This window comes from Nocardia cyriacigeorgica, assembly GCF_005863245.1.
Classification (GTDB): Bacteria; Actinomycetota; Actinomycetes; order Mycobacteriales; family Mycobacteriaceae; genus Nocardia; species Nocardia cyriacigeorgica_C.
Genome location: NZ_VBUT01000005.1, coordinates 179327 through 199770 on the forward strand (window position 1 = coordinate 179327; position 20444 = coordinate 199770).

Below are 20444 nucleotides of genomic sequence, written 5' to 3' on the forward strand. Positions count from 1 at the left end.
CGCGGAATTGTCCGCCACCACAGTGGCGGTGAGTCTGTGGCCGGCGAAATGCGGGGCTATTCGGCTGGGTTCAGGCCTCAGACGGCGGGCGTCGGCATGTTTCGGTAGCGGTGCGCTATGAATTGTCCGGCTCGCACCTGTCTGGGTCGTGAACGTTACGGGTCGGACCGATCGGCGACGTCGAGCAATTCTTCACACGCCGCGAGCAGCCGCGCCCGCAACGGTGCGGCCCGCTCGGCGAGCGCGGATTGTGCGCGCGCGTATTCGGCGCGCCCGGCCGGAGTTTCGATGGCGACGGGGTCGTAGCCGTAATCGGCGAGATCGTATGGGCTGGCCCGCATATCGAGCTCCCGTGCGACGCAGGCGAGTTCGAAGCAATCTGCCAATAGGTCCGAACCGATGAGCGGGATCAACTTGAAACCCCACTTGTATAGATCCATGTTCGCGTGCAGGCACCCCGGCTGTTCCCGCAGCGGCTGATCGTCACGCGTGAGCACCTGCGCATTGCGCCCGACGGCGTCCGGGGTGAAGAACCGATAGGCGTCGAAGTGCGTGCAGCGCAACGACATCGACTCGACCACCGCATCGGTCTCCGCCCGGCCCAGACGCAACGGCACCGCACCGTGGCGCACCTCATCGCAGCGATACACCATGGCCCATTCGTGCAAACCGAAACACGACAGCTGGGCGGGCCGCGCCGCCGTCGCGCGCAGCAGCCGCGCCACGAACGCCACGGTGTCGCGTCGTTTCGCCAGGAACGCCGGATCGGCGGTCGCGACCAGACCGGCATCGACCTCCACGTGGTGATACCCCCGCGCCCCGTCGTACTCGGCGGCATCGGCCAGCCCCACCCCGAACCCGGGATGCCACCGCCGCAGCTGCGCCGGCTTATGGCCGTAATAGGTGAACAGGAAATCGATGACCGGATGCGCCGCCCCCGACGCCCGGCGCCGCAGATACGGCCCGACCAGCTCATCGATGCGCTCCCGATGCGCCCGCGCCCGCTCCCGCCACTCGACCTGCGGTAATACCCGCAGGTCGAGGCAGCGATCCAAGGCGTCGTGCATGCTCACCCGGGTATTGTCCCGCACCGGCCGGTAGCGCCAGAACTGCCCGGGTGCCCTGGCGAATATGGACCGGCTGGTGGCTGCCGGCCGATTCACAAGGCCCTCGATTCGCGGACGTGGGACGACCGGGTGTCGATCGTCGGCGGGCAACTGGCCGCCTTCGGGCGGGGATTCGGCGGCCGGCGAGGCGTGCGGACGAGTGTGGGCGCGACTCCCTGTGACCGATGCGGCCAGCGGGTCGCTAGGGTTGATCGCGTGACTTCTAGCGGTTCCCCACGGGTCTATGATGGTCGCCCGGTCGAGGATCGCCGGGCCGAGCGGCGCGAGCAGTTCCTCGCCGCCGGGCTCGCCGTGTTCGGCGACCAGGGCTACCACGGAAGTTCGATCACGGGAATATGCAAGGCCGCCGGTCTGGCGCGCGCGCAATTCTATGAGCACTTCGGAAATCGGGAGGAATTGCTCCTCGCGGTCTACGACCTGATCCAGACCGAGGCGCGGTCGGCGGTGGTCGAAGCTCTTACCACCCTGGACGAGGAGGCCGACGCGGTCACCCGTGCTTCGGTCGCGGTGCGTGCCTATGCGGAGTCGATCGGCAAGGATCCGCGCCGGGCCCGGGTGTCGTTCGCCGAAATCGTCGGTGTGAGTGCCGACGTCGAGAAACATCGCGTGGAACAGCGCGAGATCTGGGTCGAGTTCTTCATCGCCGAGCTGAAACGGGCGCGCGGCCCCGAGTTCGTGCCGGCCGGCGGTTTCCGGGCTGCCGCGACCGGATTCATCGGGGCGCTGATGGCGCTTGTGCACCAGTGGAGCGGTGCTGGATCGCGTGCCGAACTGGAGGATCTGGTCGAGGTTCTCACGCGTTTCCTTGTCAGCGTGATGTGAAAAGTTCTCGCCCGTCACCGGCACGACATCCGGTGTGCGCCTTCCTTCTTTGCAAGGCTCCCCCGGAGAGCCCGGCCGACGGCACGGGCTGTATTCCTGCCGTCACCGGCACCTGCGCTGCATCGGAATACCCGTTCAAGGTCCCCGTCGGCACCGCTATTATCGTGGACAACGATAATATTAGCGCCGTTAACTATTGCTAGGTGGTGCCATGGCAACGTCGAATACGCCGTACCATCACGGCGATCTTCCCGCCGCGCTGGTTCGCGCGGCGATGGAGCTCCTGGAAGAGAACGGCGAACTGTCACTGCGTGCGGCGGCCCGGCGGGCCGGTGTGTCCACCGCCGCGCCGTACCGGCACTTCGCCGACCGGGAGGCGCTGGTGTCGGCGGTGGCCGCGGTGGGTTATCGCGAGCTGGCCGCGGCGCTCGCCGCTGCGAACCCGGCGCCGAAGACGGCCGAGGACTTTTCCGATATCGCGATCGCCTACGTCCGGTTCGCGCTCGCGCGTCCGGGGCTGTTCCGGGCCATGTTCTCCGAGCCGTGCGATCCCGCCAGCCCCGAGCGAGCCGCTGCCACCGCCGCGATCCATGAGTACGTGCGGGCGATCGTGCGCCAGGCGTTCCCCGATGCCGACGAGGAAGCGCTGGCCACCGCGATGTGGTCGATGGTGCACGGTTTGGCGTTCTTGTTCCTGCACGGCAAGTTCGACGCGGACGCGCTGGGGCAGCCCGGCGATACCGTGCGTGCGGCCGTCCACTCGGTGCTCGGGCCAGCGGTACGCCCCCGGCCGCGGCGAACCACGCGCGCAGCCGTCCGGCCGCACCCCTGATCAGGGCTCGCGCACTGTGAGCAGCACCTTGCCGACGGTCTGCGCCGAATCCAGCAACGGGTGCGCGCCGGCAACCTCGGCGATCGGGATCTCGGCGGAAACGACCGGCCGGACAACACCTTCGGCGATGCGCGGCCACAGGTTCGTGCGCAGGTCGGCGATGATGTCGGCCTTGGATCCGTGACCCTGTTCCGGGCGTCGGCGCAGGTTCGTCACATGGATCGAACCTCGCTTGCCGAGCAGTACCGCGAGGTTCACCTCGGCGACCGCGCCGTCCTGCAATCCGATGATGGTCAGATCTCCGTCTTCGGCCAAGGTGTCCACATTGCGGGCCAGGTAACCGGCGCCCATGATGTCGAGGATCACGTCGGCACCGCCGTATTCCGCGGTGACGACGGAGACGAAATCCTGATCGCGATAGTTGATCAGCGTATCCGCGCCCAGTTCACGGCAGCGATCGAGCTTGAACTGGGATCCGGCGGTCACCGCGACGCGGGCACCGAGCGCCTTGCCCACCTGGATGGCATGGGTCCCGATGCCGCTGCCGCCACCGTGGATCAGCAGCGTCTGCCCGGCGCGCAGGCCCCCGGCCATCACCACATTCGACCAGACTGTGGCGGCTGCCTCGGGCAGCGCGGCCGCGGCCGTCACGCTCACGCCTTCCGGAACCGGCAGCACCTGAGTGGCAGGGACGTTCACCCGTTCGGCATAGCCACCGCCTGCCAGTAGCGCGCACACCGCGTCGCCCGGCCGCCATTCGGTGACGCCGTCGCCGACCGCGGCCACGTAGCCGGACACCTCGAGGCCGAGGATGTCGCTGGCACCCGGCGGCGGCGGATAGACGCCCCACCGCTGCATGATGTCGGCCCGGTTGACCCCGGCGGCGACCACATCGATCGCTACTTCGCCGGGACCGGCTGCGGGGAGGTCGTCGACCTCGCCCCATGTCATGACCTCCGGCCCTCCGTAACCGTCGAGCGTCACCGCGAACATGGCGTTCCTTCCGTCGAGTAATGTAAACAACGTTCACATTACTCGTCGTCGCGAGGCCGTCAACGTGGCCGAGCCGATGTCACACCCACCTCACCGGCCGGGGGAGTGGCTCCGTCGTGTGCCGGGTTCACCGCGCCAATGCAGCACCTCCAAGGCCGCGGCGACGGCGACAATGTTGTCGCCCAAGGGTTTCGGGAGCAGCTCGTCGGCACGGGCGAGGCGGCGGATGATGGTGTTGCGATGGATGAACAATCGCTGCGCCGTGCGTGAGGTGTTGCACAGCTGCTGGATGTAGCCGCGCACAACGGTCAACGTCTCCGCATCTGCGGTGAGTAGCTCGCCGAGCGTGTCGCGCACGAACTCGTCGGCACGAGCCGGGTCGCGGGTGAGCAACGCGACCACCGCGATGTCGTCATAGCGCGCCACCTGTTGCGGCGCGGTGAGGCGCGCGAGCAGCTGCTGCGTGGTCGCCGCGTCGAGATGGCTGCGCCGGAAACCGTCGACACCCCGGCCGGGACGCCCGATCGCGAGGCGGATGGAGTCGTAGGCCGAGATGTCCGCGGCGAGCGCCGCGGTATCGAGAACCGTTGCGGTCGGCAGCCACAACCAGAGCGCGTTCGCGCCGGCGATCACGGTCAACCGGCCCGCGGCGCCGCTGTGCCGGGTCAGGATCTCGGCGGCGGCATCGAGCTCACCGGCCGCGGTCGCCGAGGTATCCCAGACGATGGCAGCGGTGTGCGGGCCGGTCAGGCGGTAGCCGAGTTGCGCTTCCGCCCGGGACCGCGGGATGGCGGCTCCTTCGATGAGGAGGGTGGCGGCGGTGAGCCGCTCGGCGTGCGTGCCGCGGGTCAGTGCGCGACGCTCGGCGTCCATCGCCACGCCGACCGCCTCGACGATGTCATCGATGAAGGTGCTCACCGACTGTGCCGAGAGGTCGAACAATTCCGGCAGGTCGGCGGTGTCGGTGGCCTCGGCGAAGCAGGTCTGCATCCAGCGGCGCCAGGCCAGGCTCTGCCCGGTGCGGTAGGCATTGAGGATCGACTTGTCCAAGCCGCGGCGAACCATGTCGCGAGCGCTGGCCAGCAGTTCCGGCGGGGCGTCGGCGGTGACCCGGCGCCCGGGCTCGTGCATATTGGCGAACGCCCATTGCCGCAGCACGGCGACGTTGCCGCGTTGGACGGCCTCGGCCAGTGCCGGGTCCTCGGCGATCGGACGCAGCGGCGCGCCGCGCAACGTTTCCCTGCGGTCTCCGAACCAACTGTCGGCCGAATCGAACGCAGTCCGGGCGGCACGCCGCCAGATTTCGGCCACCTGGCCGGACGGGCGAGGCCACGACTGTTCCATAGTGAACACTATGCACCTTGATGGCGCCCGATCGGTGGCATTATGTGCTCGATCGCGCGGTGTCTGCGGAGGATCGTCGATCGCGTTAGGCGACCACCATTCCTACCCGACCAGGAGCATGCACATGAGCGACAGCTTCGTCACCGATCGCGGATCGTTGCCGCCCACCGAGGCGCGCTCGATCCGATTCCGCTGGATCATGCCGGTTGCCGTGGTCACGCTGTTCGCGTCCTTGCTCGGCCTGATGTACCTGGCCTATGTCGCGAATCCGGACCAGAACCTGCACGACTACCCGATAGCGGTCGTCGACAACGATGCCGGCACCGAACTCGGCCCGCCCGGGCACCGGACCCGCATCGATTACGGCGCCCAGGTGCTCGAGGCCATTACGGCGAACACCTCCGGCGACCGCTTCGACCTGCGCGTCGTCGGCATCGACGAAGCCCAGCAGCTGATGCAGGACGGCCGGGTCTATGGTGCCGTGATCATCCCCGGCGACTTCACCCAGCAGATGCTGAACCTGGGCGCCGGACCGGCGGTGGCGGGCGAGCTGCGGCGGCCGTCGATCACCGTCGAGACGAATCCGCGTCTCGGCCCGTTCAGTACCTCGATCACCACGCGCTTCGCCGACCAGACGATCGAATCGGTCAATGCCGCCCTCGGTCCCGAACTCAGCGCCCGGGTGCAGCAGCAGCTGCGCCCCGAGGAACCGATCGGTGCCGCGCAGCTGATCCTGGAGGAGCCCGTCGAACCGATCGTGCAGCCCTATCACGGCATGCCCGAAGGATCCGGCCAGGGCCTGACCGCGTTCTTCTTCGCGCTGACCATCTTGCTGGGCGGTATGACCGGCGCCATGACCATCCACGCCATCATCGACTCGATGCTCGGCTTCGCTCCCACCGAATACGGCCCGTACTTCAGTCATTCGCCCGCCGCATCGATCTCGCGGCTGCGCACCCTGCTGATCAAATGGGGCACGATGGCGGTGGCCGCCGCAGCGAGCTCGGGTGCCCTGATCGGTATCGGTGCCGTCCTGGACGTGCATATCGACCGTCCGCTGGCGCTGTTCCTCTACAGCACCTTCGCGATGACGGCGGTCGGTGTCACCGCGTTGACGGTCATGGCGGCCGTTGGTTCGGTGGGCATCCTGGTCAACCTGATCGTGTTCGTCATCCTCGGTATGCCGTCGGCCGGCGGAACCATTCCGGTGGAGGCGACGCCGCGCTTCTTCGACCGGCTGGCCGACGTCGAACCATTGCGTCAGGTCTATCTCGCTGTCCGCTCGCTGATGTACTTCGACGGCAGCGCCGCGGCCGGACTGGACCGGGGTGTCTGGATGACTGTCGCCGGACTGGCCGTCGGTGTCGTGTCCGGGGTTCTGATCACCGCCATGTATGACCGGAAGGGGCTGACCCGCACGGCTCGTCCTGCGGTCGCGGCGCTGCAACCGGCCTGACCGCAGACCCTTCCATCGCAAACACGTTCGGCCTGAACAGCTTCGGCGGTTCAGGCCGAACGTGTTTCCGCGGCCCATCCACCGTGAAAGCCGCCGCTGAATCGGAATGCCCGCGTCAGTGCAGTGCTGACCTCAGCGTGTCCTGCGCCAGCTTGATGGCCGCGGTCGCGGCGTGGGTGGAGCGCATCGAGTTGATCATCATGAAGTCGTGGATGATTCCGCCGAAACGCACCTGGGTGACCGGAACGCCGGCCGCGCGGAGTTTCGCCGCGTACGCCTCGCCTTCGTCGCGGAGGACGTCGGCCTCGGCGGTGATCACCAGTGCGGGCGGCAGCCCCGATAGTTGGTCGATCGACGCACGCAGCGGGGAGGCGTAGATCTCCGCGCGCTGGGCCTCGTTATCGGTGTATTGGTCCCAGAACCATTTCATGCCTTCGCGGGCGAGGAAGTAGTGCTCGGCGAACTGGTGGTAGGAACCGGTGTCGAAATCGGCGTTGGTCACCGGGTACAGCAGCACCTGTTGGCTCACGTGGACGTCGCCTCGGTCCTTGGCCATCAGGGCGAATACCGCGGACATATTGCCGCCGACGGAGTCGCCCGCGACGGCGAAACGCGTTGCGTCGAGGCCCTTCTCGGCACCATGCGCGACGACCCACTGGGCCGCGGCATAGTTCTGTTCGATGGCCGTCGGATACTTCGCCTCCGGCGACAAGGTGTACTCCGGGAAGACCGCGGCAGCGCCGGCGCCGACCGCGAGTTCACGCACCAGGCGGTCGTGGGTGTGTGCGTTGCCGAACACCCACCCGGCGCCATGGATGTAGAAGACGACCGGCAACGGTCCGGTGGATCCGGCCGGCTTGACGATGCGCACGGGGACCGAGCCGGTCGGTCCGCCTTCGACGGTGATCCACTCTTCGTCGATCTCCGGTTTCTCGATATCGCCGGACTGGACCTCGTCGACGGCCTTGCGGCCTTCTTCGGGCGGCAGTTGGTACAGGAATGGCGGCGTATCGGTGGCCTTGCAGAATTCGGCGGCCTCGGGTTCGAGGACGGGCTGGATGTGCTGGTTGGTTGCCATGGACACTTGCTCCCATCACGAGAATGTGTGCGGTGCCGGGCTCAGGCTAGTCCTGCAATGTTAACGCTGGCAACACTTGGCCGGAAATGACTGTGCGCGAATATCTTCGACGACTCCGCCTGTCACTGATCAATGACACGGCCTGTGCCGATGCATAGTTTTTCCATATGGCTGTGCGATTTGCTGATAGGGGAATACTGAAACCACATGGCCGATAGGTTGCCTCGAATAGGGGGTGCGTTATCCGGAAGGCAGGAGTCCGGTCAGGCGGCGCGGTGCGGATGAAGCAGGGCCGAGATGAGCCGCTGTGCGTTGTCGACGGCGCGGTCGGCGTCGCCGTCTGCCGAACCCAGCAGCGGATCCAGTCCGCGGATATGCGGGGCCAGTGCGATGTGGGGGAGTGTTACCAGCAAGAGCGACAGCAGTGCGTCGGTATCGGCGTCACGGGATAGCTGCCCGGTGGCGACCGCGCGATCGATCAACGGGCGCAGCACCGCCAGGTAATCGTCGTTGACGACCTCCCGCACGGCGGTCCGTGCGACGGGGTCGTGTTCGAGGTTGGCGGCAGCGGTCATCGCGCGCTCGAGCGGATGATCATAGAAGTAGCGCACCCACGCCGCGGTCAGATCTCGCAGGGCCGCGAAAAAATCTGCGTCCCAGTCGAGTTCGCTCGCCGCTGACTCCATCGCGGTGCGAATGCGGTGGCTCGACAGTCGCGCGAGATGGACGTACAGGTCGGCCTTGTCGGTGAAGTACTGGAACAGGCTGCCTTTGGCGACCCCGGCCTCACGCGCGATCGTGTTCAGGCTGCCGCCGCTGAAGCCGCGTGCGGCGAACTCCGCTTCGGCCGCGGCGACCACGGCCGCGCGGCGCGCTTCGGGAAGTCGCTGCCATGTTCCTGTCGGCAAGCGCCGGCCTCCTGTCCGGTTGGTGATTGACACGGTGTCGATTCGATCCTACAGTGACCACCAGTCATATGACCACTGGTCATTTCCCTGGTCGTCCTGCGTGCGCGCCATTCACCGGTCACCCATTCCGAAGGAGAATCCTCGATGTCCGGACGTATCGTTCTACTCGGAGCTACCGGCTATACCGGCGGGATCGTTCTCGACGCCTTGCTGCGGCGGGGGCTCGCACCGATCCTCGCCGGACGCAATCGTGCGGCTCTGGCAACCCTGGCCGAGCGGGCCGGCGGACTCGACTACCGGATCGCCGACGTCACCGACCCGCAGAGTGTCGCGAACCTCGTGGACCGCGGCGACGTGCTCATCAGCACCGTCGGCCCGTTCGAGCGCTACGGGTATCCGGTGGCGCGCGCGGCCGCCGAATCCGGTGCGCACTACATCGATTCGACCGGCGAAGTCGGATTCGTGCGTGAGCTGCGCCGCCGGTTGCACGATCGCGCCCGCGAGACCGGGTCGCTGATGGTGCCGGCCTTCGGTTACGACTACGTGCCCGGAATCCTGGCCGCGACACTCGCCGCCCGGCAGGCCGAAGCGCCGGTGCGCTCGATCGATATCGGCTACTTCGCCACCGGGTCGCTGAGGAAGGGGCTGAGTCACGGTACCCGCACGACGATGCGGGATGGTCTCACCCTGCCGTCGCCGCGCTGGTCGGGTGGCCGGCTCGTCGAGGCCCGCACCGGATCGAAGGTCCGGGCCTTCGATGTGCGCGGCAAACGCAAGAACGCCACGCTCGTCTCGGGGACCGAGGTGCTGTTCCTGCCGGAGGATCTGCCGACGCTCGATTCCGTCACGGTCTACAACGGCTGGTTCCCGGCGCTTGCCCGTCCCATGGTGGTCCTGTCGGCCATGACCGCCCAGCTTTCTCGAATTCCGCTCGGCCGCAAGCTGATCGACATCGCCTCAGGCCCGATGATCGGTCCGGCCGGTGGCCCGGATGCCGCCGAGCGCGCACGGACCCGCTCGCATGTCGTCGCTGTCGCGGCGGACGAGTCGGGACGATCGTCGCAGGTGCACGTCGAAGGTCCGAGTGCCTACAGCGTGACCGGCGAGCTCATGGCCTGGGCGGCGCAGCGGTTGGTGACGGCACCGCCGCGCACCGCGGGGGTGGTCGGGCCGGTCGAAGCGTTCGGCTTCGAGGTGCTGCGCGACGGGTGTGCGGGGGTGGGCCTTATCCCGGTCTGACGATATATTGACGGCGATAACATTAGCGGCTAGCCTGATGTAAACACTGAATACATCAGATCTGAGGGAGCTTTGCCGATGTCACCGACTCGTCAGGACACAGTCGAGGTCGATCTGGGCGGTCGCACCGTCGCGGTACCGAAAGGTGGCCTGTACGACCGGTTTCGGATGAATACCGATCTCGACGAGGTGGCTCGGGACCCGCGGGTGAGCAGCGTCGACTTCTTCCGGAAGCTGCGCAAGAACAGGGTCGACTCGCCGATCGGGGAGACGCTCACCCCGAACTTCTACTACCGGATCTCGACCGCCCGGCTGACCATGCTCGCCCGGACCAGATCGATCCGGGAACGACTGCCACGGGAACTGACCCCGTTGCAGGTCGCGCCCGGTCTCGGTCTGGTGTCGGTGATGTTCTTCCGCTACGACGTCTGCGATATCGACTTCTACACCGAGGCCGCGGTCGGCGTCGCGGTCCGGCCTGCGCGACACGGGCGGCTCGGATTCTTCGACCTCGTCACCGGTCTCGACAACGACGATCTCGATTCCTATGTGCTGTCGCTGCCGGTCAGTTCCGAGATCGCCCAGGTGCGCGGCCACGACGGCTACGGCTTCCCGAAATGGGTGACCGACCTCGAGGTCGAGATCGGCGAGGACCGCACCACGGCGCGTGTGGCCAATGACGCCGGTGGCCTGGATCTGGCGCTGTCGGTCGCCACCCCGGCGCAATCCAGGTTCCCTTCGGGCGAGCGGGTGTCGAGTCTCACCTCGTACACCTGCATCGACGGCGTGTGGCATTCGACGCTGAGTCAGACCAATGTGCTGTCCGCGGGCAGCGCGAGCTTTCCGCGCAATGTCGATCTTCAGGTCGGGCAGGGCCGCATGGCCGACGACCTGCGTGCGCTCGACCCGATCAGGACCATTCGCCTCGACGTCACCACCGAAGGCCAACTCGCCCTGCACATGCCAGTTCCGACCTCGATGCCGGACCGGAACTAGTACCCGCAATCCGCCGACCGAGACGATCACGGAGCCGCTATGACAACCGATAACACGACCCGGCCATCCACCGTTACCGGCTCCGGCCTGCCGGCCTCGATCGGCTCCGCGCTGCTCGAGCGGCTGACCGCCCGCGTCGTCGCCGCACCGGAGGCCGAACGCGTCACGACGACGGCGCCGTACACCGGCGCACCGCTGGCGGATCTGCCGGTCTCCACGCCGGCCGATGTGGAGGCGGCGTTCGCGCGTGCTCGCGGCGCCCAGGCCGCGTGGGCCGAGCGGTCGCTGCGGGAACGCAAGGCGATCATGCTCCGCTTCCACGATCTCGTGCTGGCGCGTCAGAACGAGGTTCTCGACCTGATGCAGGCCGAGAGCGGCAAGACCCGTCGCGACGCGTTTCTGGAAGTCAGCGATATCGCCATCACCGCACGGTATTACGGGCGCAATGCCGCGAAACTCCTCGCACCCGTGCGCCGCCGTGGCGCCATCCCGCTGCTGACCCATACCACCGAGTTGCGCCATCCCAAGGGGGTCGTGGCCGTCATCTCGCCGTGGAACTATCCGTTGAGCATGGCGGCAGGCGATGCCATTCCGGCGCTCATGGCAGGCAACGCGGTGGTGCAGAAGCCCGACACGCAGACCGCGCTGACGGCACTGTGGGCGCTGGACCTGATGCACGAGGCCGGGTTGCCCGCCGGTGTCTGGCAGATGGTGGTGGGCCGGGGCAGCTCCATCGGCGGTGCGTTGATGGACAACGCCGACTACATGATGTTCACCGGTTCCACCGCCAGCGGACGCCGGATCGCCCGCGACGCGGGGGAGCGGCTCATCGGCTCCTCACTGGAACTCGGCGGCAAGAACGCCATGCTGGTGCTCGACGACGCCGATATCGGCCGCGCCGCCGACGGCGCCGTCAACGCCTGCTTTCCCTCGACCGGCCAGCTCTGTGTCTCGATCGAGCGCCTGTATGTGGCGGATTCCATCCGTGACCGGTTCGTCTCCGAATTCGTTTCGCGCACCGAGAAATTGCGGATCGGCGCGGCCTACGACTACAGCGTCGACGTCGGATGCCTGACGAACCGGGCCCAGCTGGAGACCGTCACCGCGCACGTCGACGACGCCGTCGCCAAGGGTGCGACCGTGCTGGCCGGCGGCCGGGCACGACCGGATCTCGGGCCGCTGTTCTACGAACCGACGATCCTCACCGATGTCACACCGGACATGACGCTCTATGACCAGGAAACCTTCGGTCCTGTCGTGTCGATCTACTCCTTCGACGATCTCGACGACGCCATCGCCCGCGCCAATGCGACTCCGTACGGTCTCAATGCCAGCGTGTGGACGCGAGACGGTGCCAAAGGCCGAGCGGTCGCGGCGCGTCTGCACGCGGGCACCGTGAATGTGAACGACGCCTACGCCGCGGCGTGGGGGAGCATCGACTCGCCGATGGGCGGCATGGGCGACTCCGGTCTGGGCCGCCGCCACGGCGCCGACGGCATCCTGAAGTACACCGAACCGCAAACGGTCGCCCACCAGCGGCTTCAGGGATTCAACGCGCCGCCCGGCGTTCCGCATCGCGCCTGGGCGGCCGCGCTGACCTTCGCGCTGCGGTCGCTGAAAGTGGTGGGAGCCCGCTGAACAGCTGTTCGCCGGGGCCCGATCGAGCCTCGTCGCACGAATTCTCGCGCTGCCGGCCACGGTGAACGACCGTGGCCGGCGGATCCATTTGTCCCTCTTTCGCATGAATGTCCTTGCGCCGGATAGGCGAAGGGCCCAGATCAGCTGATCTGGGCCCTTCGCCTATCTGCTCACCGCGCGTAGGTATTCGCCTCGACGGTACTGCGCTGATCCTTCGACTTCTTCGACCCGAGCCAGCGTGCGTAACGGCGCAGCGCGCGGCTCTGCACCCACTGATCAGCGACCAGGGCATACGCCGGTGCCACACCGAGCGCGGGATTCCTGCCCGCCGCCATCCGGCGCATCTGGTACCGGACCATCGACATTTCGGTGAGCGAGGCCAGCGACTTGTCCGACCACGTCACCGGCTTCATCGCCCCGGCCGCGCCCAGGCCTTCGCGCCAGCGGTTGGGCAGATCGGGCGTGACCGCCAACGCTGTCGCCATGCCGATCAACGCGACATTATTGGCGAGCACGTGCTCGGCGGTCTCGCGGCGCGAAATCCCGCCGGTCAACATCAGCGGCAACGCACTGGTTCTGGCGAGGTCCGCGGCGAGCTCGAGGAAATAGGCCTCGCGGGCCGCGGTGCGTCCGTCGGCGGGCCGGCCGTTCATCGCGGGGCTCTCGTAGCTGCCGCCGGACACCTCGACGAGATCGACGCCCAGCGTGGCGAGCATCTCGATCACCCGGTGGGCGTCGGCGGCATCGAAGCCGCCGCGCTGGAAGTCGGCCGAGTTCAGTTTCACCGCGATCGCGAAACCCGGCGACACCGCCGAACGGATGGCGCCGACGATATCGAGCAGCAGCCGCGCGCGATTCTCCAGCGAGCCGCCCCATCGATCCGTGCGATTGTTCACCAGCGGCGACAGGAACTGTGACAGCAGATAGCCGTGCGCGGCATGCACTTCCACGCCGTCGAAGCCGGCCTCCTCGGCGCGCTGCGCGGTGGTGACGAATCGGGTGACGGTGTCCTCGATCTGCTCGGCGGTCATCGCGACCGGCCGTCCGAAACGCTTGGAATGGCGGCCCACATCGACCGCGATATCCGACGGACCCCACACGACGCCGGGCATTTTCGCCTGCACCTGACGTCCGGGATGGCTGATCTGCATCCACATCGCCGCACCGGCGGCCTTACCGGCCTCGGCCCATTCGATGAAGGGGGTCAGCGGCGCATCGGCGTCGAGCACGATGCCGCCCGGTCCCGTCAGCGCTTCGGCGTGCACCATGACGTTGCCGGTGATCAACAGCCCGGCCCCGCCCGCACCCCAGCGCCGGTACAAGCTGATGAGGCGCTTGTCCGGCAGCTGTCCCTTGCTCGCCATCCCCTCTTCCATGGCCGCTTTCGCGATCCTGTTGCGCAGTACCTGGCCGGACCGCAGTCGCAGCGGCGAATACAAGCCGTCGGGCGTCGAATGATTCGACATTGGATTCTCCATCCGAATCGGGAGCTGATGCGGTAGCGGCCGCATGTATACATCGCTAACATTAGGAGCGGTGAGTAAGCGCCGTCAACTTTCCGGGATGTGAATCATGCCGACGTCGGGTCCGCCGTGTCGCCACGGCGGCCTGCCCGGCATCTACATCTCGTCGACCAGGCGCAATGTGGCAGCCAACTGGTCGAGCAGTGCCTCGACGACCTGCTCGGTGGTGACCTCGCACCGGGTGCTCTCGATGGCGATCTCCTCGCCCATGGCCAGCCAGCCGCGCACCGCCAGCACCTGCCAGTCGGTGGGTTCGGCGATACCGGCGGCGTTCATGACCCGCTGGGCGAGCTCACTGCGCACCTCACGGAACGCGCCGACCACTCGTTCGTCGCCGCCCGCTCCTCCGCGTACCAGCGAGACGTAGTTGCGGGTCCGGCGCCGGATGAACGCGACATAGCCGGTGGTAATGGCCCGCAGCCGCTGCCTGCTGCCGCCCTCGCCGGGGTCGCGGGCCTGATCGAGCATCCGGCGTGCCGCTGCCATCACGACCGCCACGTAGTAGTCGGTCTTGGTGGCGAAGTAGTGGAACAGCAACCCGCGGGAGATACCGGCCTGCTCGGCGACTCGATCGATCGACAGCTCATGAATCGGGGTGTCGACGAGCAAACGCAGGCCGATACCGACCAGCTCCTCGCGCCGGTCCTCGGCGCTCTTCCTGCGCGCGACCGCGGCGTCGGCCGGTCGTGCGGTTGCCTCCGTCATTGCCTCACCTTAGCGCTTGTTGAGCGCTGCTCAGTAATGTAGTTTTTGAGCAATGCTCAACAAGAAGGTGCGAGGAGTTCTGTGATGAAGCGGTCGAAGATCTTGATCACCGGCGCCAGTTCGGGACTGGGCATGGGTCTCGCGCGAGAGTTCGCCGCCCGCGGTGCCACGCTGGCGTTGTGCGCGCGCCGCACCGACCGGCTCGACGCGCTGGCCGCGGAGCTGACCTCGGCCCACCCCGGATGCCGGGTATTCGTGCGACAACTCGACGTCAACGATCACGCCGCGGTGACCGAGGTGTTCGACGCCTTCGCCACCGACCTGGGCGGCGTGGACCGGGTGATCGTGAACGCGGGCATCGGCAAGGGCAAGGCGCTGGGGACGGGCGGGTTCGACGAGAACCTGGCCACGCTGGAGACCAACCTCGTCGCCGGACTGGCGCAGATCGAGGCGGCGATGACGATCTTCCGGGCACAGCAGCGCGGCCATCTCGTGGTGATGTCGTCGATGAGCGCGTTTCGCGGCATGCGCCGCGCGATGACGACCTACGCCGCCAGCAAGGCCGGCCTGGCGATGCTGGCCGAGGGCCTGCGCGCGGAACTGTCCGGTCGCAGCCCGATCACGGTGAGCACGATCTATCCGGGCTACATCCGCACCGAACTCAACGAACAGGTCACGAACGCTCCGTTCATGGTCGACGCCGATACCGGCTGCCGGGCGCTGGCGAAGGCGATCGAGAAGGAACCCGCCACCGCGGTCGTTCCGGCCTGGCCGTGGGCGCCGATCGGCGTGGCGATGCGCACGCTTCCGCTGTCGCTGGTACGCAGGCTGAGCTGACCGCTCACCGCATTCGAACCGAGGAAACCGAGGAGACACGTTGCTGTTGTCACCGTCGCCGCGCGGGGCCGAGTTGGCCGAGCGGGTCAAGGAATTCATCGACAGCGAGATTTCGCCGGTCGAGGCCACCTATCACGCCGAGCTGGCCGAGGCACGCGCCGCCGGCACCGCATGGCAGTCGCTGCCGCGGATGAAGCAGTTGCAAGCCGACGCGCGTGCGGCCGGATTGTGGAATCTGTTTCTCCCGGCGGGGCACGGTGATGCCTACGCCGAGCGTTTCGGCACCGCTGGCGGCGCAGGCCTGACGAATGTCGACTACGCACCCATCGCCGAACTCACCGGCCGCTCGCTGATCGCGCCATATGTGTTCAATTGCAACGCGCCCGACACGGGCAACGCAGAGGTGCTGTTGCGGTACGGGAGCCCCGAACAACAGCGGCAATGGCTGGAACCGTTGCTGGAGGCGAAGATTCGCAGTGCGTTCCTGATGACGGAGCCCGGTGTGGCGTCCTCGGACGCCACCAATATGGAGGCGACGGCCGTCGTCGACGGTGACGAGATCGTGCTCAACGGCACCAAATGGTGGTCCACCGGGATCGGTCACGCCGACTGCGAACTGCTCATCTTCATGGGGCTCACCGACCCGCAGGCGCATCGGCACCGGCGGCACTCGATGGTGATCGTGCCGCGCAGCGCGCCCGGCGTCGAAGTCGTCCGGATGCTTCCCACCATGGGCTGGTACGACGAACCGCACGGTCACGGCGAGATCCGCCTCACCGATGTGCGCGTTCCGCTGTCGAATGTGATCGCCGGCCCCGGACGGGCCTTCGAGATCGCGCAGGGCAGGCTCGGACCTGGCCGCATCCACCACTGCATGCGCCTGATCGGGCTCGCCGAGCACGCGTTGGAGCTGGCCTGCCGACGCGCCCTGTCCCGCACCGCTTTCGGCAAGCCACTGGCCAATCTGGGTGGCAATCGCGAGCGCATCGCCGATGCGCGGATCGCCATCAATCAGGCCCGGTTGCTGGTATTGCACGCGGCTTGGCTGCTGGACACCGGGGATTTCGCCGCCTACGGCGCGGTCAGCGAGATCAAGGTGGCCGTGCCCAAGATGGCTCAGCACGTCATCGACATGGCCATGCAATTGCACGGTGGTGCGGCCCTGTCCGAGGACCTGCCGTTGGCGGCGGCCTGGACGCAAGCGCGCGCGATCAGGTTCGCCGACGGACCCGACGAAGTGCATCGCGGCGTCGTCGCCCGCCTCGAGCTCGGCAAATACCAGGGGAAGGCGGACGCATGAGCGGCCGGACCGAACTCGACCCCGCACGTCAGGTCCGCGACGAGGATTCCTTCGATATCGACGCCGTCGCGCACTGGCTGCGCGACCATGCCGAGGACCCCACCGGCTTGGACGCGTGCCCGAGGTGCGCCAGTTCACCGGAGGCGTTTCCAACCTCACCTATCTGCTGCGCTATCCGGGGCGTGAGCTGATCCTGCGGCGTCCACCGGCGGGCAGCAAAGCCGAGAGCGCCCACGATATGCGTCGCGAGTATCGCGTGCAGCGGCTGCTCGCACCCGCCTACGACTATGTCCCGGCGATGGTGGCCTTCTGTGGCGATCCGGCGGTGATCGGCTCGGACTTCTATGTCATGCAGCGGCTGAACGGCCGCATCCTGCGCCGTGACCTTCCCGGGGATCTCGCGTTCACGCCGGAGCAGGCCCGCGAACTCAGCCGCACCTTCGTCGACCGGCTCGTCGACCTGCATCAGGTCGATATCGCCGCCACCGGCCTGGACGAGTACAGCAGGGGGCCGGGCTATGTCGAACGCCAGGTCGCCGGCTGGTCCAAGCGCTATCGCGCGGCCCGCACGAAGAACGTCGGATCGTTCGACACGATCATGACCTGGCTCGCGGACCATCAGCCCGCCGACCGAGACCTGTGCTTCATCCACAACGACTACCGGCTCGACAACCTCGTGCTCGACCCCGAGGATCCGCTGCACGTCGTGGGAGTGCTCGATTGGGAGATGGCCACCGTCGGTGATCCACTCATGGACCTCGGCTCCGCGCTGGCCTACTGGCTGGAGGCGGGTGACAATCCGATATTCCGGAAGTTCCGTCGTCAGCCGAGCGATGTCGCGGGGATGATGACCCGCGCGGAGATCGTCGAGTACTACGCCACCCTTACCGGTCAGGCGATCACGCCCGAGCAGTGGCGGTTCTACGAGGTCTTCGGCCTGTTCCGGCTCGCGGTCATCGCCCAGCAGGTGTATTACCGCTACTTCCACGGCCAGACCACCAACCCCGCCTTCAAGCAGCTGCGCGCCGCGGTCATCGTGCTGGAGTGGCGCTGCACCGAACTGATCACCAGCGGGCCCTTCGCACGGTTACGCGCCCTGCCGGCGCCGCTGGCACGGCTGGTGGGAATCAGCAGGGGAAGGTAGCGCGGATTCGAGGCACCACCGGGTCCATGTGGCGCGATCACCTGGTTGACGCCGAGCAACACCGCCACTAATGTAAACGGCATAAACATTGTTGGTCGCAGTGTTCTACTGTTGTGGCCGCCGGTCCTATCGTGGACGGGGCGAGGTTGCCCAGGCCGAATCCGATATCCCTACCACCGAAAAGCGGGGCATAGCGATGACGAAGGTGCTGTTCGTAATATCGGCCGCCGACCGCTGGACGTTGAATGACGGCGAAGTGCACCCCTCGGGCTTCTGGGCCGAGGAAGTGGCGGTTCCGCACCGGATTTTCTCCGAAGCCGGATGGGACATCACCATCGCCACGCCGGGCGGCAAGGCGCCGACATTGGACCGGCTCAGCCTGGGCATCGCGGGCGGGATGCCATGGAAACGCCGTGAGGTCGAGCGGTATCTCGACAGCATCAAGACTCAGCTGGACACGCCGGTCCCGCTCGATTCCGTCGATGCCGACACCTTCGACCTGGTGTTCTACCCGGGTGGGCACGGGCCGATGGAAGATCTCGCCTACGACGAAACGTCCGGCGCGCTGCTGGCGCACCGGCTGGCATCCGGCAAGAAGCTCGCCCTGCTGTGCCACGCCCCCGCGGCCGTTCTCGCCGCAACCACGCCCGACGGCACCTCTGCGTTCGCCGGCTATCGGATGACCGGATTGTCCAACCGCGAGGAACTCCTCAACCGGTTCGCCAAGAAAGCGCCCTGGCTGCTCGAGGACAAACTGAAGGAAATCGGCGTCGACTATTCCAAAGGCCGGATTCCGTTGCGGCCGTATGTGGTTGTCGACCGGAACTTGTATACCGGGCAGAATCCGCAATCGTCGGAAGAGCTGGCGCGCCGGCTCGTCAGCGAAATCGGCGCCGGACAGTCCTCTAACTGAATCCCGCGCACTAGGTGAGAGCCGGCCGTCGCGCCCTCGCCTCGGGCCGGAGCTCTCGCCACACCATGCGGCAGCGGTCTGCCGCATCCGGGGAGCAATCACGCCCCCGATGGCCCCGCTGGCCAGATGGCGGCGCGGCGGTGGTGGTGACCATCGACGATCTTGTTGCCCTCCCGTGTCATCGCGACCCCCGGTTGTGATCGGCGACAGGAAACGGTTTCGGTTGTGATGGGAGACGGTTTCGGCCGTTATGTTCTGTGCGGCCTACAGGACCGCGTGCGGTCGCGGCCTTCCCCCATCCATACGGCCGGGTGTGTTGTGACGTGAAAGATGTTGCGGCACACCATCGGCCATGCGGTGCTGCCCGAAGGAAAGTCTTGTCCAGATCTGCATTCCGACTACTGACCCTGGTGCTGAGCGTTGTGTGCCTCGGGTTGCTCTGTGCGCCCGCCGGTTCCGAGCCGCGATACCCCGATCCCGACCCGGACCCGTTCTACGCCGCACCTGCCGATCTCGCCGCACGCCACCCGGGGGACGTGGTGCGCATCCGTAAGATCGACACCGGGCTCTATCTCGGGACCGAAGGGTGGCAGGTGGCGTTCCGGTCCACCGATTCCACCGGCGACCCGATCATGGGAATGACCACCGTGCTGATGCCGCTGGGTGTGCCGAACCCGCCGCTGGTGTCCTATCAGGCGCTGATCAATTCGCTTGGTACGCAGTGCAACCCGTCTCGTTCCCTGTTCAACGGTGAGTTGCAGGACGCGGTCGGTGCGATGTTGCCGATCGGGCGGGGGTGGGCGATTTCGCTGCCGGACTATCTCGGACCCAATGTGGCCTACGGTGCGGCGCGGCTGAGCGGCATGGTGACCCTCGACAGCGTCCGGGCCGTGCGGAAGGTGGCCGAGCTGGGTCTGCACGATTCGCCCGTGGCGATCGTCGGCTACTCCGGTGGCGGCATGGCGACGGCGTGGGCCGCCGCGCTACAGCCGAGCTATGCGCCCGAACTGGAACTCACCGCCGCGGTCGCCGGTGGGATCCCCGCCGATCTGGAGCAGATGGCGCTCGGCCTCGGCTTCGGCCCGCATCCGGGCTTCGGACTGGCCTTCGCCGCGGCCATGGGGTTGGAGCGGGAGTACCCGCAGCGCCTGCCGATTTCCGATCAGCTCAACGACCACGGACGCTGGTTCCGCGAGTTCACCCATAACGCGTGCCGTCGCTTCCTGCTCTTCCACGGCGTGTTCCGCAGCGCAGAGGAAATGGCGGCGTCCAAGAGCCTGATGGACAGCCCCGAGGCGCGCGCCGTGCTGCACGAGAACAGCCTCACCCACTTCGACGGTGTGCCCACCGCCCCGACCTATCTGTGGCACGGCCGCTACGACACGCTCACCCCGTACAGCGCCATTTCCGCTGTCGCAGACCGCTACTGCCGCGCGGGCGCGCCGGTGAAACTCGCCACCTACGACATCGCCGAACACATGACCGCCGCCGTCGCCGGATTCGCCGAGGCCTGGAACTTCGTCGAAGCGCGCTTCCGCGGCGACCCGATGCCGAAGGGATGCTGACCTGGGCCGGTGCCGCAGTGGATA

17 protein-coding genes and 1 pseudogene are annotated in these 20444 nt (G+C 67.2%); 11 read left to right on the top strand and 7 right to left on the bottom strand.

Annotated elements, in window-relative coordinates; genetic code table 11:
• Positions 1 to 155 precede the first annotated feature (155 nt).
• A complete protein-coding gene (locus FEK34_RS13975; RefSeq protein ID WP_249359246.1) occupies positions 156 to 1067 on the bottom strand; it encodes a 3-methyladenine DNA glycosylase in 912 nt (303 codons plus the stop codon).
• A 129-nt stretch (positions 1068 to 1196) separates the two neighbouring features.
• Here FEK34_RS13975 and FEK34_RS13980 point away from each other — a divergent pair, with 129 nt between their 5' ends.
• Both FEK34_RS13980 and FEK34_RS13985 read left to right on the top strand, forming a co-directional pair.
• Complete coding sequence (locus FEK34_RS13980) at positions 1197 to 1949, top strand: TetR/AcrR family transcriptional regulator (protein ID WP_249359145.1); 753 nt, start codon at positions 1197 to 1199, stop codon at positions 1947 to 1949.
• A 211-nt stretch (positions 1950 to 2160) separates the two neighbouring features.
• Positions 2161 to 2781, top strand: a complete 621-nt coding sequence (locus FEK34_RS13985; RefSeq protein WP_138448303.1) for a TetR/AcrR family transcriptional regulator — start codon at positions 2161 to 2163, stop codon at positions 2779 to 2781.
• On the opposite strand, the gene FEK34_RS13990 is transcribed toward FEK34_RS13985, so the two are convergent.
• The gene (locus FEK34_RS13990) at positions 2782 to 3774 is read right to left on the bottom strand and encodes an NAD(P)H-quinone oxidoreductase (protein ID WP_138448304.1); all 993 of its coding nucleotides are present in this window, start codon (positions 3772 to 3774) and stop codon (positions 2782 to 2784) included.
• Between the two features lie 90 nt (positions 3775 to 3864).
• On the bottom strand, positions 3865 to 5118 hold the full coding sequence (locus FEK34_RS13995; protein WP_138448305.1) for a PucR family transcriptional regulator: 1254 nt from the start codon (positions 5116 to 5118) through the stop codon (positions 3865 to 3867).
• Positions 5119 to 5242: 124 nt separating this feature from the next.
• On the opposite strand from FEK34_RS13995, the gene FEK34_RS14000 reads away from it, so the two are divergent.
• Positions 5243 to 6574, top strand: a complete 1332-nt coding sequence (locus FEK34_RS14000) for a YhgE/Pip domain-containing protein (protein ID WP_138448306.1) — start codon at positions 5243 to 5245, stop codon at positions 6572 to 6574.
• Positions 6575 to 6689: 115 nt separating this feature from the next.
• On the opposite strand, the gene FEK34_RS14005 is transcribed toward FEK34_RS14000, so the two are convergent.
• Together FEK34_RS14005 and FEK34_RS14010 are read right to left on the bottom strand one after the other, a co-directional pair.
• A complete protein-coding gene (locus tag FEK34_RS14005) occupies positions 6690 to 7652 on the bottom strand; it encodes an alpha/beta hydrolase (protein WP_138448307.1) in 963 nt (320 codons plus the stop codon).
• Between the two features lie 263 nt (positions 7653 to 7915).
• Positions 7916 to 8560 (bottom strand): TetR/AcrR family transcriptional regulator, encoded by a 645-nt coding sequence (locus FEK34_RS14010; RefSeq protein WP_138448308.1) that lies wholly within the window; start codon positions 8558 to 8560, stop codon positions 7916 to 7918.
• Positions 8561 to 8704: 144 nt separating this feature from the next.
• On the opposite strand from FEK34_RS14010, the gene FEK34_RS14015 reads away from it, so the two are divergent.
• The 3 genes from FEK34_RS14015 to FEK34_RS14025 all read left to right on the top strand — a co-directional run bounded on the left by FEK34_RS14015 (position 8705) and on the right by FEK34_RS14025 (position 12433).
• The gene (locus tag FEK34_RS14015) at positions 8705 to 9799 is read left to right on the top strand and encodes a saccharopine dehydrogenase family protein (RefSeq protein WP_138448309.1); all 1095 of its coding nucleotides are present in this window, start codon (positions 8705 to 8707) and stop codon (positions 9797 to 9799) included.
• 78 nt (positions 9800 to 9877) lie between these two features.
• The gene (locus FEK34_RS14020; protein WP_138448310.1) at positions 9878 to 10795 is read left to right on the top strand and encodes an acetoacetate decarboxylase family protein; all 918 of its coding nucleotides are present in this window, start codon (positions 9878 to 9880) and stop codon (positions 10793 to 10795) included.
• 39 nt (positions 10796 to 10834) lie between these two features.
• Entirely contained in the window at positions 10835 to 12433 is a 1599-nt protein-coding gene (locus FEK34_RS14025; protein WP_138448311.1) for a succinic semialdehyde dehydrogenase, read from the top strand.
• Positions 12434 to 12603: 170 nt separating this feature from the next.
• Here FEK34_RS14025 and FEK34_RS14030 read toward each other — a convergent pair whose 3' ends face one another.
• Both FEK34_RS14030 and FEK34_RS14035 read right to left on the bottom strand, forming a co-directional pair.
• Entirely contained in the window at positions 12604 to 13899 is a 1296-nt protein-coding gene (locus FEK34_RS14030; RefSeq protein WP_138448312.1) for an NADH:flavin oxidoreductase/NADH oxidase family protein, read from the bottom strand.
• A gap of 153 nt (positions 13900 to 14052) precedes the next feature.
• On the bottom strand, positions 14053 to 14661 hold the full coding sequence (locus FEK34_RS14035) for a TetR/AcrR family transcriptional regulator (RefSeq protein ID WP_138448313.1): 609 nt from the start codon (positions 14659 to 14661) through the stop codon (positions 14053 to 14055).
• A gap of 84 nt (positions 14662 to 14745) precedes the next feature.
• Here FEK34_RS14035 and FEK34_RS14040 point away from each other — a divergent pair, with 84 nt between their 5' ends.
• The 5 genes and pseudogenes from FEK34_RS14040 to FEK34_RS14060 all read left to right on the top strand — a co-directional run bounded on the left by FEK34_RS14040 (position 14746) and on the right by FEK34_RS14060 (position 20420).
• Positions 14746 to 15498, top strand: coding sequence for an SDR family oxidoreductase (locus FEK34_RS14040; protein ID WP_138448314.1), 753 nt, complete (start codon positions 14746 to 14748; stop codon positions 15496 to 15498).
• Between the two features lie 40 nt (positions 15499 to 15538).
• Complete coding sequence (locus FEK34_RS14045) at positions 15539 to 16798, top strand: acyl-CoA dehydrogenase family protein (RefSeq protein WP_138448315.1); 1260 nt, start codon at positions 15539 to 15541, stop codon at positions 16796 to 16798.
• Positions 16795 to 17942 (top strand): annotated as a pseudogene (locus FEK34_RS14050) (phosphotransferase family protein). The gene FEK34_RS14045 and the pseudogene FEK34_RS14050 overlap by 4 nt, the downstream one beginning before the upstream one ends.
• 196 nt (positions 17943 to 18138) lie before the next feature.
• Entirely contained in the window at positions 18139 to 18855 is a 717-nt protein-coding gene (locus tag FEK34_RS14055; RefSeq protein WP_138448316.1) for a type 1 glutamine amidotransferase domain-containing protein, read from the top strand.
• Between the two features lie 377 nt (positions 18856 to 19232).
• Complete coding sequence (locus tag FEK34_RS14060) at positions 19233 to 20420, top strand: lipase family protein (RefSeq protein ID WP_249359148.1); 1188 nt, start codon at positions 19233 to 19235, stop codon at positions 20418 to 20420.
• Positions 20421 to 20444: the final 24 nt, after the last annotated feature.

Bases quoted from the DNA above. Each gene is read 5' to 3' on its own strand.
- FEK34_RS13975 (WP_249359246.1), bottom strand. From the start codon at position 1,067: ATGCACGACGCCTTGGATCGCTGCCTCGACCTGCGGGTATTACCGCAG.
- FEK34_RS13985 (WP_138448303.1), top strand. From the start codon at position 2,161: ATGGCAACGTCGAATACGCCGTACCATCACGGCGATCTTCCCGCCGCG.
- FEK34_RS13990 (WP_138448304.1), bottom strand. From the start codon at position 3,774: ATGTTCGCGGTGACGCTCGACGGTTACGGAGGGCCGGAGGTCATGACA.
- FEK34_RS13995 (WP_138448305.1), bottom strand. From the start codon at position 5,118: ATGGAACAGTCGTGGCCTCGCCCGTCCGGCCAGGTGGCCGAAATCTGG.
- FEK34_RS14000 (WP_138448306.1), top strand. From the start codon at position 5,243: ATGAGCGACAGCTTCGTCACCGATCGCGGATCGTTGCCGCCCACCGAG.
- FEK34_RS14005 (WP_138448307.1), bottom strand. From the start codon at position 7,652: ATGGCAACCAACCAGCACATCCAGCCCGTCCTCGAACCCGAGGCCGCC.
- FEK34_RS14015 (WP_138448309.1), top strand. From the start codon at position 8,705: ATGTCCGGACGTATCGTTCTACTCGGAGCTACCGGCTATACCGGCGGG.
- FEK34_RS14020 (WP_138448310.1), top strand. From the start codon at position 9,878: ATGTCACCGACTCGTCAGGACACAGTCGAGGTCGATCTGGGCGGTCGC.
- FEK34_RS14025 (WP_138448311.1), top strand. From the start codon at position 10,835: ATGACAACCGATAACACGACCCGGCCATCCACCGTTACCGGCTCCGGC.
- FEK34_RS14030 (WP_138448312.1), bottom strand. From the start codon at position 13,899: ATGTCGAATCATTCGACGCCCGACGGCTTGTATTCGCCGCTGCGACTG.
- FEK34_RS14035 (WP_138448313.1), bottom strand. From the start codon at position 14,661: ATGACGGAGGCAACCGCACGACCGGCCGACGCCGCGGTCGCGCGCAGG.
- FEK34_RS14040 (WP_138448314.1), top strand. From the start codon at position 14,746: ATGAAGCGGTCGAAGATCTTGATCACCGGCGCCAGTTCGGGACTGGGC.
- FEK34_RS14055 (WP_138448316.1), top strand. From the start codon at position 18,139: ATGACGAAGGTGCTGTTCGTAATATCGGCCGCCGACCGCTGGACGTTG.